Source organism: Thermosynechococcus sp. PKX95 (genome assembly GCF_031583295.1).
Lineage (GTDB): Bacteria > Cyanobacteriota > Cyanobacteriia > Thermosynechococcales > Thermosynechococcaceae > Thermosynechococcus.
In genome coordinates this window covers 953,231-968,160 of sequence record NZ_CP134171.1, presented here as the reverse complement: position 1 = coordinate 968,160, position 14,930 = coordinate 953,231, and the positions used below count along the sequence as shown (strand labels likewise).

Here is a 14,930-nt window from a genome sequence, read left to right as displayed (position 1 = left end):
TTGAGTGACCGAATGTTAAGCTTCTTGCCCTTGCCCTGAGTCCCTTCCAAGTGTCACCATGATCGGTAGGTGAACTCTGGGGAATCTAACCTATGGCCATCAAGAACCCGCCCGAAGTACCCCGTAATCGCTGGATTGGTAATCTGCTTCTTTTCGTGGGGTTGGGATTTCTCCTATTGAACCTACTTTTCCCCCAACTTTTTGCCCCCCGTCCACCTCAGGTTCCCTACAGTATGTTTATCCATCAGGTGCAAGAGGGGAAAGTGGCGCGTGCCTATGTCAGCCAAAATGAAATTCTCTACCAATTAAAGCCAGAGGGAGATAAACCGCCCCAAGTACTAGCGACAACGCCAATCTTTGATCTGGAGCTACCGAAACTCCTACAGGAAAAAGGTGTTGAGTTTGCCGCTGCCCCCCCACCGCGCAACAGTTGGTTGTTGAATGTCCTTGGTTGGGTCATTCCGCCGATTGTGTTTGTGCTCATCTTTCAATTCTTTGCCAGTCGCCAAGCGGGCGGTGGTCCTCAGGGGGTTCTCTCCATCAGCAAAAGCCGCGCTAAGGTCTATGTCGAGGGTGCCAACACGGGGATTCGCTTTGATGATGTGGCTGGGGTTGAGGAAGCTAAGGCGGAGCTGGTCGAAATTGTTGATTTTCTGAAAAATCCCCAACGCTATATTCAAATTGGTGCCCGCATTCCCAAGGGGGTGCTGCTGGTGGGGCCACCGGGAACAGGGAAAACCCTGCTGGCCAAAGCTGTTGCTGGCGAAGCCAATGTCCCCTTCTTCTCCATTTCGGGTTCGGAGTTTGTCGAGCTATTTGTGGGTGTCGGGTCGGCCCGCGTACGGGATCTCTTTGAGCAGGCGAAAAAGCAAGCCCCCTGTATTGTCTTTATTGATGAGTTAGATGCCATTGGTAAGTCCCGTTCCAGTGCCGGTTTTTATGGCGGTAACGATGAGCGGGAGCAAACCCTCAACCAACTGCTCACGGAAATGGATGGCTTTGATGCCACGGGGGCAACGGTCATTGTCCTTGCGGCAACCAACCGCCCCGAAACCCTTGATCCGGCATTGCTGCGCCCTGGACGCTTTGACCGCCAAGTCTTGGTCGATCGCCCCGATTTGAGTGGTCGGGAGGCAATTTTGAAAATTCATGCCAAAAAGGTGAAACTGGCCCCTGAAGTGGATCTACACGCAATCGCTGCCCGTACACCGGGGTTTGCTGGCGCAGACTTGGCCAACCTAGTCAATGAAGCAGCCCTACTGGCGGCGCGCAATCAACGGGAAGTGGTGACGCAGCAGGACTTTGCTGAAGCCATTGAACGCATCGTGGCTGGCCTTGAGAAAAAAAGCCGTGTCCTCAACGACAAGGAGAAGAAAATTGTTGCCTACCACGAAGTCGGTCATGCCCTTGTCGGCTGTGCGCTGCCAGGCAGTGGTCGGGTAGAGAAAATCTCGATTGTGCCCCGTGGCATGGCGGCTCTTGGTTACACATTGCAGTTGCCGACGGAGGATCGCTTCCTCCTTGATGAGCAAGAATTGCGCGCCCAAATTGCCACGTTGCTAGGGGGGCGATCGGCAGAGGAAATTGTCTTTGGCACGATCACAACTGGAGCCGCGAACGATCTACAACGGGCCACAGATTTGGCAGAGCGGATGGTGCGCAGCTACGGCATGAGCAAAGTCCTTGGTCCTCTTGCCTTTGAGCAACAACAGGCGAGCTTTTTGACGAACAATGGCATGATGCTACGGGCAGTCAGTGAGGAAACCGCTCAAGCCATCGATCGCGAAGTCAAAGAAATTGTCGAGTCAGCTCACCAGCAGGCGCTCAGTATTCTTAAGGAGAACCGTGACCTTCTCGAAGCGATCGCCCAAAAACTCTTGGAAAAAGAAGTGATTGAGGGCGAAGAACTCCACGAACTACTGAGCCAAGTAAAAACCCCAACCGCTGCCTAACCAAGGGAGCTGCAAAACCGCCAAAAAAAAAGACCAGCGGATTACTGGTCATTCAGTCCAATGTTTTTGTCTCAGAAGAGAAGTCAAGGCGCACACAAAGCGGTGAGGGCGATCAAAAAGCTGCACTGCCTTAGCTCCCCTTCTTCTTCCATGATAATGTAGCGAGAGTCACAAAAATTCACATATAAAATCTTTAGGCATTTCTACTCAAACCCATAACCGCAGGTAATCAGTTTAGCGGCCACCGACGGTAATGGCATCGACTTTAATGTGGGGTTGACCAACGGTGACGTAGATACTACCGCTAATCGAGCCACAAAAACCGGGGGCAAGGGCGAGATCGTTGGCAGACATTGAAATTCGCTGCATGATTTCCTTGGCTTCGCCAATCAGTGTGGCTCCCTTGAGGGGCTGTTTGATTTGGCCATGTTCAATCCAGTAGGCTTCCTCAACAGCAAAGTTAAATTGCCCCGTGGCACCGACACTGCCACCCCCCATGCGTTTGCAGTAAATGCCGCGATCAATGGAGGCAATTAAGTCCTCAACACGGTATTCACCGGGGGCAATGTAGGTATTGCGCATCCGCGAAGCGGCAGCATAGGTATAACTTTGGCGGCGGCCACTGCCCGTGCGAGGGTGCCCTGTGCGCATCGAACCCGCGCGATCGCTCAGGAAATTCTTAAGGATGCCATTTTCAATCAGCAACGTGCGCTGCGTCGGCATCCCCTCATCGTCCATATCAATACTGCCAAAGGCACCGCTGGTAATTCCCTCATCCCAAGCGGTCAAGTTTTCATGGGCAATTTTTTCGCCTTTTTTATCGGCAAAGGGGGTCGTACCGCGTTCAATTTGAGTGGTTTCCAAGAGGTGACCACAGGCTTCATGGAAGATCACCCCGCCAAATTGGTTGGCCATGATCACCGGGTAAGTGCCCGATTCCACATAGTCAGCATAGAGCATTTTGCCCGCCGCTTCGGCAACGGTATCGGCCAAGGTGGTGTAGTCCCACTGGCGCAAAAAGTCTGGATTACTGGTATCGCCATTGCGCTCACCAATGGAGGCGCGGTGCTCGCCATCCGCACAGAGAACAGAGGCCACTGCTGATTGGGTGAGGCGAATATCGCGACCAAAGGTGCCATCACTGGCGGCCACCATGACCTCTTGCCAATCGCGAAAATAACTGAGGCGGCGGGATTGCAGATGCTGGGTTTTCTGGCGTAGGCGATCGCTGCCCGCCAGCAGAATATCGGCCACTTCAGCAATAGAACTACAGGCGGCTAGCCAGCCTTCCTTGCGGCCTTGGGCATAGTCCCGCAGCAATTCAAGGTGGATTTCAGGCACGTAAGCTTGCGGACTGGGCAAAAGCAGCCCCATTAAGCCAAGGGCTTTTTCAAGGGCGGCGCGCAAGCCGTTGAAGCTGAGATCATTGGTGCTGACATAGCAATCACTGGTACCGCGAAAAACGCGAATACCCGCCCCTAAACTCAAGCGAGGGGAGACACTCGTCAGGCGATCGTCCTCGACAAGAGTACTAAGGTAATGGTTGCGCTCAAGGAAAATCTCGACAAAATCAGCGCCAGCCGCCCGCCCAAGGCCAAGGAGCGTAGCGAGGGGAGATTCCCAAGAGCCATCAAAGCGATCGCCTTCGGGGGAATAGCTAAGGTGGGCAAGATCCGCAGAACGAAGTAGCGTGGCTGGCATTGTTAACAATCACTTAACATATCCCCACTATAGCAAATTCCCCCTCGCAGCCTAGTTTTCAGCTTTGGCTAAAAAGGAGAGGTGGTAAAGGGTATCCTTGGCGGGGTGGGCTTGCACCTCTTGGAGCACCACCGTTCCCTGCCACGGCAAATCGGGGATCGAAAGCTGGATCGGGGTTTTCTGGAGACGGGCATCCCGCACCAAAAATTCGGCGGCATGGGTATCCACCACCAAGGAAATCGAAGACTCAATCGTCGGGCCGTAGAGGACGGCGGGGGTTTTGCCCTCACGGCGTAGGGCATTGGGTTTAGCATCGGCAGGGCGTAGTTGCCCCTCAATAGCTAAGGAACGAGACATTGCTGCAACTCCAATTAAGATAAAACGGGATGGACTTGGGTGCCATCATCCTTGAGGAGTGCCCGTTTCGGACCATGGATCGGATCCTCAACAATGATGGTTTGGCTGCGCTCTGCCCCCAACGAGACAATGGCGATGGGCACAGACATAATTTCAGCCAAAAACTTGAGATAGTTCAATGCCGCCTTGGGCAGATCATCAAGGGAGCGGCAATGACGGGTGGATTGCTGCCACCCCGGCAGGGTTTCATAGATGGGACGACAGCGGGCAAATTTGAGGGCATTGCTGGGGAAGTGTTCGCAGCGCTCACCGTCAATATCGTAGGCAACACAGACTTTGATCTCTGGCAGCTCATCGAGGACATCGAGCTTCGTAATTGCTAAGCAATCGAGACCATTGATGCGCACCGCATAACGGCCAATCACGGCATCAAACCAGCCACAGCGGCGGCGCCGTCCAGTTGTGGTACCAAATTCAGCACCGCGATCGCCCAAGAGTTCTCCCACCTCATCCAGTAATTCCGTTGGAAAAGGCCCTTCGCCGACCCGCGTGGTATAGGCTTTGGCCACACCAATGACGCGGTCAATCATCGTTGGACCAATCCCCGCCCCGACACAAGCACCCCCGGCCACAGGGTTTGAGGAGGTGACGTAGGGATAGGTGCCATGGTCAAGGTCTAAAAGAGTACCTTGGGCACCTTCAAAGAGAATGTTGCGCCGCCGGCGGATGGCATCATCCAGCACGAGGGAACCATCGACAATGTGCGATCGCAGGCGCTCACCGTAGGCACAGTACTCTTCAATGATCGGCTGCGGTTCGAGGGGCGCCAGTCCGTAGAGCTTTTCGAGGATCAAATTCTTTTGGGCGATCGCCCACTCCAGCTTGGCGGCCAACTGATCAGCATCCAGCAGATCCAGCATGCGAATCCCCGTGCGCTCGGATTTATCGGCATAGGTGGGGCCAATGCCGCGTCCTGTGGTACCAATGCGCCGTGAGCCACGCCGTTCCTCAGCAGCAATATCCAACTGGCGATGGTAGGGCATCGTCACATGGGCTGTTTCTGCAATCAGCAGATTCTCAGTGCTCACCCCCAACTGTTCCAGTTGTTCGAGTTCCTCAAGGAGCACCTTAGGATCCACCACCGTTCCCGCCCCAATGATGCACTGGGTATCGGGGTAGAGAATCCCTGACGGAATCAGGTGCAATTTTAGGGTCTGGTCTTTGACGACAATCGTGTGACCTGCATTGACACCGCCCTGATAGCGGACTACCACATCGGCAGACTTGCTCAGGAGATCGGTGATTTTACCCTTGCCTTCATCGCCCCACTGGGCACCAACAACGACGACGTTTGCCAAGTGATTTTCTTAACTCGTTAATTAACACAATCGTTTATTGTAACCCTTGGGGCAAATGCACACAAGCGCGCGATCGCAAAAATTTTGCCATTGCCCTGCCCGTCCTAGGGGCGATCGTGCTAGCATAAATAATGCTTTGAATGCCGATGTAGCTCAGTGGTAGAGCACTCGATTCGTAATCGAGCGGTCGTGAGTTCGAATCTCATCATCGGCTTGGCTCACCCATTTCCAATCGTCTGCAAGCAGGAACAGACTGTGTTTGCCTACCTCAGAGGAACCGTTGTTGCCCATCAATCGGAGGGGGGCCATCGCTCTGCCCTCATCCTAGAGGTGAATGGGGTCGGCTATCGCTTACTGGTCCCGTCCCATCTGTTGCGGCAGTACCCACCGAGTGCTGAGGTGGTGCAGATTTTTACCCATCTCAGTGTCCGTGAGGATCAGATGCTCCTCTATGGCTTTGCCTCGGCAGCGGAGCGGGATCTCTTTTTGCGTTTGATCCGTGTCAATGGGGTTGGGCCACAGATGGCGCTATCGTTGCTGGATACCCTACCTTTGCCAGAGCTAGTCCAAGCGATCGTCAGTGGCAATACCCGTCGTCTCAGCCGCGCGCCCGGAGTCGGCAATAAAACCGCTGAGCGCATTGCCTTGGAACTGAAAGCCGCCCTGAGTGCTTGGCGACAGGAAACGGGGTTAACAACGGCTCCCGCTGGCCTGCCCACGGAAGCGATGCGTGAAGAACTGGAGTTGACTCTTTTAGCCTTGGGTTATAGCGATCGCGAGATTGAAGCTGCCCTTACTGCCATCGGCCAAACGAGCACCCTCGCCAAGAATAGCGATCCAGAGGCATGGCTACGGGAAGCCATCACATGGCTAAGTGCCAATACCTAGGCTTTAGGATAAATAGAGACGACACTTAACTCTAGACTGCTATGGGGCAGCCAACCTTCATTGATCTATTTGCTGGCATTGGTGGCATGCGGCTCGGTTTTAGCCAAGCAGGTGGTTGCTGTGTTTTTAGCTCAGAGTGGAATAAGTTTGCCCAAATAACCTACGAAGCAAACTTTGGCGAAGTGCCAGCAGGAGACATTACTCAAATCCCCTCGGAGAGGATTCCTGACCATGACATATTATTAGCGGGTTTTCCCTGTCAGCCCTTTAGCATTGCGGGTGTCAGCAAGCACAATGCCCTAGGAATTGATCATGGTTTTCAGCACCCGACTCAAGGCAATCTATTTTTTGAAATTGCGAGGATCATCAACGATAAACGTCCTAGGGCTTTTTTGCTAGAAAATGTTAAAAATCTTCAAAGCCACGATCGCGGTAGAACCTTTCAAAGGATTCAAGAAATTCTAAATGATTTGGGATACTACATCTATTACCAAGTCATCAATGCTGTTCATTTTGTGCCCCAGCATCGAGAAAGAATTTTTATTGTGGGTTTTAGAGAACCCCTTGAATTTACATTTCCTCAGGTACCAATTCAGCAACATAGAGTTAGGGATATTCTGGAACCGTCAGTAGATGCTAAATATACGTTGAGCAATCATCTGTGGCAGTATTTGCAAAACTATGCTGAAAAGCATCGTGCCCGTGGTAATGGATTTGGCTATGGGCTAGTTGATTTAGAGGGAGTAACCCGAACATTAAGCGCAAGGTATTACAAAGATGGCTCGGAAATCCTCATTCCCCAAGAAAACAAGAATCCCCGCCGCCTGACGCCAAGGGAATGTGCCCGCTTAATGGGGTTTCCCGACTCTTTCAAAATTGTGGTGAGTGATACAAGGGCATACCAGCAGTTTGGCAATTCAGTCGTGGTGCCGCTGGTGAAAGTTATTGCTGATGAGATATTAAAATCCCTAAAGCAGGGAAAATTATTAAAACAAACTAGGCAGCTTACGCTCTTTTAGTTCAGATATGTCATTCAAGGTTTTAAGCAAGCAGGAAAAGAAAGTTTTAAGAAAGATATGTTCAGGCAATAAGTATTACATGAAGCCTATTGTTAAGAGAGTTAATCAATGGGTTGCTAGTCAGAAAAACATTAAGGAAGCATGGCTATTAGTGCTTAACCAGTTGCACGACATCATACGAGCTTCTCAGATTGATGTGGAAATACTTTTAGATCAAAAGGTTAAACAGGGGAAAATAGAGAATAAAAATCAAGCAATAAAGAGCATTGCTGGCAATGCTTTTTCAAACGCCTTAATTTACATCTTTCTTGTTAACAAATGTTGCAAAAACATACCTGAATGGATGTTCATAACATCTCAGCTATCAAGTGTTCCAAATTTCAGGCAGTCAATTAATATCAATATCCAAAATGAAGTGCAAAAACCAGATATGGATATTGTGATTTATGCAAATAATAATATTAAGCAAAAACATACACCTGAAAGCTATATCATTTTGTCTCTTAAAACATCCTTAAGGGAAAGGGCGGCTCAAACTTATAAGTGGAAACTCCTAATGGAAGTTGCTCTACATAGCCCTGAATTATGCGAAAAATATAATATCTCCTATCGATCGTCAGTAGTTCCGATTATTTGCTTTGCAACAACAAACTTTTATAACGAAATTAATAACCCTCAGCAACGCGGAATATTGAAATTCTTTGATCGGTCTTTTATCGCTAAGGAAATAGATTTTACAGAAGATGCGTTTATTTATCCTCTTTCTAACTTAATTCCATTTGCTATAGAAAAGCTGTCAAATCCCTATGTTCAGCTTAGTTTGTTTTAACCCGCAAATAAAAAAGGGGCAGTTTTATGCCCCCTAGTATTAGCAAACTATAGCGAACAATTTGAATCTCTAGGAAAACATCGGCAGGTGAGGATAGATGGCTGTCCACAGCGGACTCCAAGGCCCAAGGTTGAGTACTAGAGTTGCGATCGCCACGGTGCTGCTGAGCCATGTCAGCCATTGGGCGTAGATATTTGCTCCTTGCTTCTGTGTTTGCAGGTGTTCAACAGTTTGCTGAAGCTGCTCGACTTCTTGGTTAAGATCTGTAATCTCATGGCGTAGCCCGTCAATTTCACGATCGCGCTCGCTGACTGTGGCATGACAAGCCGCTAGTTCTGCCTCTTTTTCGCGACAGGTGGCTTCAATCGTGGTCAGAGAAGCGGTCAATGTCGCCGTTTGACTGGCGTATTCTTCTTCGAGGCTGCTACTGCGCTGGTAGGCGGTTTCTAGCTCTTGGCGATAGCGATCGCAATTGTCCCGTAGGGCTTTGTTTTCCGCTTGGCTAGTGTTGAGGGCATGCGTCAATTCCGCCACCTGTTGGCGATAGTCACTAACTTGAGTGTGTAGTTGCTGTTGTTGGTCTTCTAGCTCTTGGCGATAGCGATCGCAATTGTCCCGTAGGGCTTCGTTTTCCGCTTGGCTAGTGTTGAGGGCATGCGTCAATTCCACCACCTGTTGGCGATAGTCACTAACTTGAGTGTGTAGTTGCTGTTGTTGGTCTTCTAGCTCTTGACAGCGGTTTTGCAACCGTTCCACCTCTGAGCGCAATTGCTCAATTTCTTGGCGCTGGCGATCGCGCTCCTGCTCGCTACGGCTGACTAGTTCCTTTAGCCCTTCGATGCGCTGGGCTTGTTCGCTGACAATCCGGTGCAGGCGATCGCACTCTTCCTTCAAACGTTGCACAGAACCCTTGTACTGCCGCTGTACCCAAGCCCGCAAAAACGATAGGCCAGAGATGGTAAATCCAATCAGGGCATAGGTGCCCACCAATATATGACCCGTGGCCGACATCTGTAACATATTGAACCCCTGAACTTCAGTTGAATGTCAATGAAAACGCCGCCATCCAGAATACAGCCCTTTTCCCAAGGATGGAACCCGCCCAAAACAGTCAAAGCCGCTGTCGGACAGGCCTCTATCTCTTTATCCTTTGGCGATCGCTCCCCTATGCAGGGGCACAGCGATAACTTTATGGGAATGCATGCAGAAACTTCTATTTCCTAGTCTAGCGAGGGAGAATGACCGCTGGGGCTAGCTTCTTGCCAGCATTGGTACAATAAGGGATGCACTTGAATTTGCAAGGGGAAGACCAATGACCGAGGCACCTGTATTGCCCATTCTATTGATGGGGATTGCGAACTTTTTGCAGATCTACTTAATTGTGCTGCTGATTCGGGTTCTGCTGTCGTGGTTTCCCAATATCAACTGGTACAATCCGCCCTTTTCGATTCTCAGTCAGTTAACGGATCCCTACCTGAATATCTTTCGTGGCCTGATTCCCCCCATCGGTGGCCTTGACTTTTCGCCGATTATTGCCTTCTTCCTCTTGCAATTTATTGTCCAACTCTTATCGGGGTTCTCCAGTAGCGCCACGTTCTTCTAAACCATCGCTAGCCTAGGGTGCAATCGCCATGTCAACGCTGCCTGCGTTTCAGGATGAATTTGATGTCATTGTTGTTGGTGCCGGTCACGCCGGCTGTGAAGCGGCCTTGGCAACGGCACGGTTGGGTTGTCGTACCCTCTTGCTGACCCTCAACCTCGATAAAATTGCTTGGCAGCCCTGTAATCCTGCCGTGGGTGGCCCCGCAAAATCGCAACTGGTGCATGAAGTGGATGCCCTTGGGGGCGAAATTGGGCGTGTGACCGATCGCACTTATCTGCAAAAGCGGCTCCTGAATGCCTCACGGGGGCCAGCGGTCTGGGCATTGCGGGCGCAAACCGATAAGCGCGAATACAGCGCCGTCATGAAGCAGGTGGTGGAAAATCAGCCCAACTTGCTCGTGCGCGAAGGCATGGTCACGGATTTAGTCCTTGATGCCAATGACACGGTGATTGGGGTTGAAACCTACTTTGGCGTCGCCTTTCGCTGTCAAGCAGTGATCCTGACAACGGGAACCTTCCTCGGTGGCCGCATTTGGGTGGGAAATAAATCCATGGCCGCTGGTCGGGCTGGCGAATTTGCCGCTGAGGGACTCTCCCAAACCTTAGCACAGCTCGGTTTTGAGGTGGATCGCCTGAAAACAGGAACACCCGCACGGGTGGATCGGCGATCGGTGGACTACAGCAAGATGGAACCGCAACCCCCAGATGAGCAGGTACGCTGGTTTAGCTTTGACCCCACCGCATGGGTGGAAAGACCCCAAATGAACTGCTACTTGACGCGCACCACCGCTGCTACCCACCAACTCATTCGCGAGAATTTGCACCTGACGCCCGTCTATGGCGGTTGGGTGGATGCCAAAGGCCCCCGCTACTGCCCCAGCATTGAGGATAAAATTGTCCGCTTTGCTGACAAAGAAAGCCATCAAATTTTCATTGAACCCGAAGGCCGCGATACACCAGAACTCTATATCCAAGGCTTTTCCACGGGGCTACCGGAACCGCTGCAATTGCAACTGTTGCGCACCCTGCCGGGGCTAGAAAACTGCATCATGCTGCGGCCAGCCTATGCAGTGGAATACGACTATTTGCCGGCAACCCAGTGCTTTCCCACCCTGATGACGAAAAAGATTCAGGGGCTGTTTTGTGCCGGACAAATCAACGGTACCACCGGCTATGAGGAGGCCGCCGCCCAAGGGATTGTGGCCGGGATCAATGCGGCTCGCTTTGTTCAGGGGAAACCGATGATCACCTTCCCACGCCAAGAGAGCTACATCGGCACCCTGATTGATGATCTGTGCACGAAGGAACTGCGGGAACCCTACCGCATGCTCACCAGCCGCTCGGAATACCGCTTGGTGTTGCGATCGGACAATGCTGACCAGCGGCTCACCCCCTTGGGGTACGAGATTGGCTTGGTGAGTGAAGCCCAGTGGCAAGTGTTTCAAGCAAAGCAACAGCGCCTTGCGGCGGAGACCCAACGCCTGCAAAGCACCCGCATTAAAGCCCATGAACCCGTGGGCGAAGCGATTGTGGTCGCGACGGGTCAAGCGATTAAGAGTGCCATTGCCCTTGATGAGTTGCTGCGGCGATCGGGGGTACATTACGACCTACTGGATCGCCATGGCCTTGGCAATCCCGATCTGACTCCCCAAGAGAAAGAGGCGGTTGAAATTGCCATTAAATACGCCGGCTACATTGAACGGCAGCAACGGGAAATTGAGCAGATTGCCCGTCAAGACCAGCGTCCGCTCCCTGCGGATTTGGATTACTTTGCCATCCCCACCCTTTCAATGGAAGCACGGGAAAAACTCAGTACCATCCGCCCCCTCACCATTGGTCAAGCCAGCCGTATTGGTGGGGTCAACCCGGCAGATATTAATGCCCTTTTGGTCTATCTCCAAGTGCAACAGCAGCGGCAATCCCTAACGGCGGTGGGGAGCTAGAACCGTGTGGCCGGCTGAACTAGAGTTGTCCTATGTCAGACATCAAGCTCCCCTGTATACTTCTGGCAACCCAGTTGGGGAAGCGAGCAAGCATCTCCCTTGGCCAAAAGCTCCCTTTTTTGCAAAACAAACCCATGATTGCTCTGAACCTGCGTCCCACGATTGAATTAACTGATGAAGCCTTCGAGCAACTTTGCCGTAGTAACCCTGAGCTACGGCTAGAGCGTAGCGCTCAGGGAGAATTGATTGCCATGGCGCCTGCCGGCAGTGAAAGTAGCCGTCAAAACCTCAGTCTCAGTGCCCAGTTATGGCACTGGAACCAACAAACAAAGCTGGGTGTAGCCTTTGACTCCTCCGCTGGTTTTCGTTTACCCAATGGCGCCATTCGCTCCCCTGATGCTGCTTGGATTGAAAAAAGTCGCTGGCAACGCCTCACCCCTGAGCAACGGCGCCGCTTTGCCCCCATCTGTCCTGATTTTGTGTTGGAACTCAAGTCGCCAACCGATGATTTGGCTGCTCTCCAAGTCAAGATGCAGGAGTATGTGGACAATGGTGCCCAACTGGGTTGGTTAGTTGATCCCGAAATGCGACAGGTTTACTGTTATCGATCTGGGCAAGCTGTGCAGGTTTTGGAACATCCCCCTTGTCTTTCAGGAGAGCCCCTGTTGCCTAACTTTGTAATGGATTTCACCTTGATTTGGGATTAGGGATTCTCTATTATAGGACGGCTCTGCCGTTCGTACTGCCCTTCCCCAGCATGAGTGTCGAGGCTTGGCGCGCCCTAGGTCAGTGCCCTGATTCGTGGAGTGGTTTGTCGCTATCGCGGTTACTCTATGGGGGAATTATGGCGCTGGTTTGTGGCGGCTTGGCAATTGCTGCGGCAGGAGCAAGGTTCTCATCTTACGGTTTGTTATTCCCGGGTGTGGCCACGATGACCCGCAATCTTGCTCTTACGGATTATGAGCGGCAACAAATTCAAAAAATCAGTGCTTGGCTGCGGGAAGAAACGAACCCTCTGCAACAGGCGGTGCAATCGGTCAATGCCACAGTCGAGCGTCATGTCAGTCGGATGTTGTCCCCTGAACATCTAGCGATTCTGCGTAAGGCGGGCGATCGCCTACTGGCCAATAGTGATCAGGCTTGGCAACACCTGAAACAGCGATTGGGGAACACTCGGGTGCCAGTCGATCATTGGCAGGATCTCAAGGATCAACCCCTAGAGGTGTGCGATCGCCTGCAAGCTAGGGTTGCCGGTGCGGCCTTGACCAACGCTGCCTTGGAAGCCCTGATCACTGCTCCCTTTGACTTTCTGGGCGAACTGGTGGATGTGGGGTTGACTCTGCTATTGGGTCTCAAAACCATTCAAGCGGTGGGCTTGTGCTATGGCTTTGGCAGTGAGACCACAGTTGAACAGCACATCATCTGGGGCACATTGGGGATCAGTTTTGCCGGCACTGCCAAGGAACGTCAGCATCTATTGTTGAGTTTGCTGCATCCTTCTGAGGACAGTGAACGGGGGGCGATCGCCGGCCTCTTGGAAGACAGTGCCTTTGAAGTTTTTACCGACAACACAGTGGAGGCGGTGTTGAGTCGCGCATTAGTGATGTTGAGGGAAGAATTGGGTGGCGAGTTGATCCCCGTGATTGGCACTGCTTTGGGGGTTCTGGAAAGCGAACAATTTGCCCGAGAAGTGGCAACGACCGCGCGATATGTTTATCAGTTGCATTGGCTACTGCGTGCTCACGGTGGCAGCGGAGTGGATGGTTGACAGCGGCTACCGCCGCCAAAGTCCATGGTCGTGCCAAAATCTCTGTGGAAGAAACAATCCACTACTATCTTGCCGATGACGCTGTTTTGGAATGGCTACCTCAAGAAAAGAAACAGTCGTTTGTCACTATCGGGGTTACTCAATTTTATTCAATTAATGGAGTCAATTCTCTTTTCATTTCTTCTGCTGTCTTGATACAGTTAAATCCCCAAAAATAGTTACAGGCTTCATACTGATCATGTGTAACACTCAGTGAGATATCGCGAAATAAATTCGTTAAATGTGATGAAATTGATTGATATGTTTTTCTTTCTTGATAAAATTTTATACCATTCTCTACCCTGATTTTCAAGGGAATGTTGATCAGAACATCTGCTGTACAGATTATCTGTTGTTCAAATAGCCAATGGGGTTTATTCATGTAAATACAGTACCCAATGTGAGTACCAATAGCGTTAGAAGCAGTGACATCTGACAGCCAGATGATTGATTTAAGACGATTCAGAAAATTCCAATCATAAATGTGACCTGCTGTTGTGCAGTGAAACCCTGCATTCAGGTAGAGTTCTACAATTTCAGGACGGCAATCTTTCCAGTAAAAACAAATAAGTACTGATTCAAACTGATGATCCTTTGATACTCTTCTAAGCCATTCGATAGCCTGTAAATGATTGAATGAAGTTTTAATTAGATGGGTTGAGTGTGCAGGGAAAAATAGTAGCGTTTTTCCAAGTTTTTTCTTGTAATCCTTTAGTGTTTCAATATCGATTAACTCTGCGTAATGTATATATGGCCCTATAGGTAATACTTTCCTCTCTGTATGTTTTGAAATAACTTCTTTTCTAAACTCACTGAATGTAATAATTGCCCTTGCAAAGGGATCATCGTCAGGTGCTCCGGAATCATCTAGATAGCAACCATGTTCGATAGGCGCCAGAAGCTTTTTTTTAGGCTGAATGCCAGCATAATGCTTGATTGTTTTGGATATACCATAGAGTGAGTTTTGTGAAAATTCTTCCGGAACTAAGTGATAGCAAATTCTCATAGGGATATCTACGTTATTAATATCCCGGTCAAACTGAAGTATGTTTGCATTCTTTTCTATGTAGGGCAAATATAGGTAAGACTCAAGTTTTGTAATTGGGTTTCTTGCAGGTGCAATCAGAAACAGTCTAATAGCCCTGATCGTTTTCTCAATCCCTCTTGACAAAGATCGATTTAGTAGCATGACTTCTTGTATATCCGTTTTTAGAGGAGGAATAATTCTTCGTCTAAGATTATACTAGGCGCTGATTCTTATTAACAGAAGCTAAAGCTAATTTGGTTAGTAATAGAGTTTATTAAGTTTGGGCAAATGACATTGGCGGTACTGTTGGGTCTGAAAATGATCCAAGAGTTGGATCTATGCTCCTAGCAGTGAGATTGTGGCTGAACAGAAGATCATTTGGGGCACGTCGGGGTGAGTTTTCTAGCTATAGTCTATAGTCAAGGATCATGAGTATCTCTACAGTGC

General features: G+C 50.4%; 13 protein-coding genes and 1 tRNA gene. 9 read left to right on the top strand and 5 right to left on the bottom strand.

All coding sequences use genetic code 11. The features are described 5' to 3' along the window. Positions 1-92 precede the first annotated feature (92 nt). A complete protein-coding gene (gene ftsH4 / locus RHH81_RS04515; RefSeq protein ID WP_206201255.1) occupies positions 93-1,952 on the top strand; it encodes an ATP-dependent zinc metalloprotease FtsH4 in 1,860 nt (619 codons plus the stop codon). A 234-nt stretch (positions 1,953-2,186) separates the two neighbouring features. Here ftsH4 and RHH81_RS04510 read toward each other — a convergent pair whose 3' ends face one another. Genes RHH81_RS04510 through RHH81_RS04500 form a run of 3 tightly spaced genes read right to left on the bottom strand, consistent with a single transcriptional unit; the run spans position 2,187 to position 5,368 of the window. Then, positions 2,187-3,653 (bottom strand): TldD/PmbA family protein, encoded by a 1,467-nt coding sequence (locus tag RHH81_RS04510; protein WP_206201254.1) that lies wholly within the window; start codon positions 3,651-3,653, stop codon positions 2,187-2,189. A 51-nt stretch (positions 3,654-3,704) separates the two neighbouring features. Then, positions 3,705-4,010: a 50S ribosomal protein L25 gene (gene rplY, locus RHH81_RS04505; protein ID WP_310743449.1), complete on the bottom strand. Its 306-nt coding sequence runs from the start codon at positions 4,008-4,010 to the stop codon at positions 3,705-3,707. A gap of 14 nt (positions 4,011-4,024) precedes the next feature. Beyond that, the gene (locus RHH81_RS04500) at positions 4,025-5,368 is read right to left on the bottom strand and encodes an adenylosuccinate synthase (protein WP_149817309.1); all 1,344 of its coding nucleotides are present in this window, start codon (positions 5,366-5,368) and stop codon (positions 4,025-4,027) included. A 142-nt stretch (positions 5,369-5,510) separates the two neighbouring features. On the opposite strand from RHH81_RS04500, the gene RHH81_RS04495 reads away from it, so the two are divergent. The 4 genes from RHH81_RS04495 (at position 5,511) to RHH81_RS04480 (ending at position 8,104) form a co-directional block, all read left to right on the top strand. Beyond that, positions 5,511-5,582 (top strand) — tRNA-Thr (locus RHH81_RS04495). A gap of 41 nt (positions 5,583-5,623) precedes the next feature. Further along, positions 5,624-6,256 (top strand): Holliday junction branch migration protein RuvA, encoded by a 633-nt coding sequence (gene ruvA / locus RHH81_RS04490; RefSeq protein WP_206201252.1) that lies wholly within the window; start codon positions 5,624-5,626, stop codon positions 6,254-6,256. Between the two features lie 41 nt (positions 6,257-6,297). Beyond that, positions 6,298-7,275: a DNA (cytosine-5-)-methyltransferase gene (dcm, locus tag RHH81_RS04485; RefSeq protein ID WP_310743447.1), complete on the top strand. Its 978-nt coding sequence runs from the start codon at positions 6,298-6,300 to the stop codon at positions 7,273-7,275. Between the two features lie 79 nt (positions 7,276-7,354). Continuing rightward, positions 7,355-8,104, top strand: a complete 750-nt coding sequence (locus tag RHH81_RS04480; RefSeq protein ID WP_310743446.1) for a BsaWI family type II restriction enzyme — start codon at positions 7,355-7,357, stop codon at positions 8,102-8,104. A gap of 69 nt (positions 8,105-8,173) precedes the next feature. On the opposite strand, the gene RHH81_RS04475 is transcribed toward RHH81_RS04480, so the two are convergent. Then, on the bottom strand, positions 8,174-9,124 hold the full coding sequence (locus tag RHH81_RS04475) for a hypothetical protein (RefSeq protein ID WP_310743445.1): 951 nt from the start codon (positions 9,122-9,124) through the stop codon (positions 8,174-8,176). 292 nt (positions 9,125-9,416) lie between these two features. Between RHH81_RS04475 and RHH81_RS04470 the strand changes: the two genes are divergently transcribed. The 4 genes from RHH81_RS04470 (at position 9,417) to RHH81_RS04455 (ending at position 13,417) form a co-directional block, all read left to right on the top strand. Beyond that, positions 9,417-9,707 carry a YggT family protein gene (locus RHH81_RS04470; protein WP_149817300.1) on the top strand — a complete coding sequence of 97 codons (291 nt, stop codon included), beginning with the start codon at positions 9,417-9,419 and terminating at the stop codon, positions 9,705-9,707. Positions 9,708-9,735: 28 nt separating this feature from the next. Continuing rightward, complete coding sequence (gene mnmG / locus RHH81_RS04465; protein ID WP_310743444.1) at positions 9,736-11,649, top strand: tRNA uridine-5-carboxymethylaminomethyl(34) synthesis enzyme MnmG; 1,914 nt, start codon at positions 9,736-9,738, stop codon at positions 11,647-11,649. A 134-nt stretch (positions 11,650-11,783) separates the two neighbouring features. Beyond that, positions 11,784-12,356 carry a Uma2 family endonuclease gene (locus tag RHH81_RS04460; protein ID WP_206201247.1) on the top strand — a complete coding sequence of 191 codons (573 nt, stop codon included), beginning with the start codon at positions 11,784-11,786 and terminating at the stop codon, positions 12,354-12,356. Between the two features lie 224 nt (positions 12,357-12,580). Then, on the top strand, positions 12,581-13,417 hold the full coding sequence (locus tag RHH81_RS04455) for an EcsC family protein (protein ID WP_310743443.1): 837 nt from the start codon (positions 12,581-12,583) through the stop codon (positions 13,415-13,417). Positions 13,418-13,562: 145 nt separating this feature from the next. Here the strand turns inward: RHH81_RS04455 and RHH81_RS04450 are convergent, their stop codons facing one another. Beyond that, positions 13,563-14,645, bottom strand: a complete 1,083-nt coding sequence (locus RHH81_RS04450) for a hypothetical protein (RefSeq protein WP_310743442.1) — start codon at positions 14,643-14,645, stop codon at positions 13,563-13,565. Positions 14,646-14,930: the final 285 nt, after the last annotated feature.

Coding starts and splice junctions, on each gene's coding strand:
- ftsH4 (WP_206201255.1), top strand. CDS start 93: ATGGCCATCAAGAACCCGCCCGAAGTACCCCGTAATCGCTGGATTGGT.
- RHH81_RS04510 (WP_206201254.1), bottom strand. CDS start 3,653: ATGCCAGCCACGCTACTTCGTTCTGCGGATCTTGCCCACCTTAGCTAT.
- rplY (WP_310743449.1), bottom strand. CDS start 4,010: ATGTCTCGTTCCTTAGCTATTGAGGGGCAACTACGCCCTGCCGATGCT.
- dcm (WP_310743447.1), top strand. CDS start 6,298: ATGGGGCAGCCAACCTTCATTGATCTATTTGCTGGCATTGGTGGCATG.
- RHH81_RS04480 (WP_310743446.1), top strand. CDS start 7,355: ATGAAGCCTATTGTTAAGAGAGTTAATCAATGGGTTGCTAGTCAGAAA.
- RHH81_RS04475 (WP_310743445.1), bottom strand. CDS start 9,124: ATGTTACAGATGTCGGCCACGGGTCATATATTGGTGGGCACCTATGCC.
- RHH81_RS04470 (WP_149817300.1), top strand. CDS start 9,417: ATGACCGAGGCACCTGTATTGCCCATTCTATTGATGGGGATTGCGAAC.
- mnmG (WP_310743444.1), top strand. CDS start 9,736: ATGTCAACGCTGCCTGCGTTTCAGGATGAATTTGATGTCATTGTTGTT.
- RHH81_RS04460 (WP_206201247.1), top strand. CDS start 11,784: ATGATTGCTCTGAACCTGCGTCCCACGATTGAATTAACTGATGAAGCC.
- RHH81_RS04455 (WP_310743443.1), top strand. CDS start 12,581: ATGACCCGCAATCTTGCTCTTACGGATTATGAGCGGCAACAAATTCAA.
- RHH81_RS04450 (WP_310743442.1), bottom strand. CDS start 14,645: ATGCTACTAAATCGATCTTTGTCAAGAGGGATTGAGAAAACGATCAGG.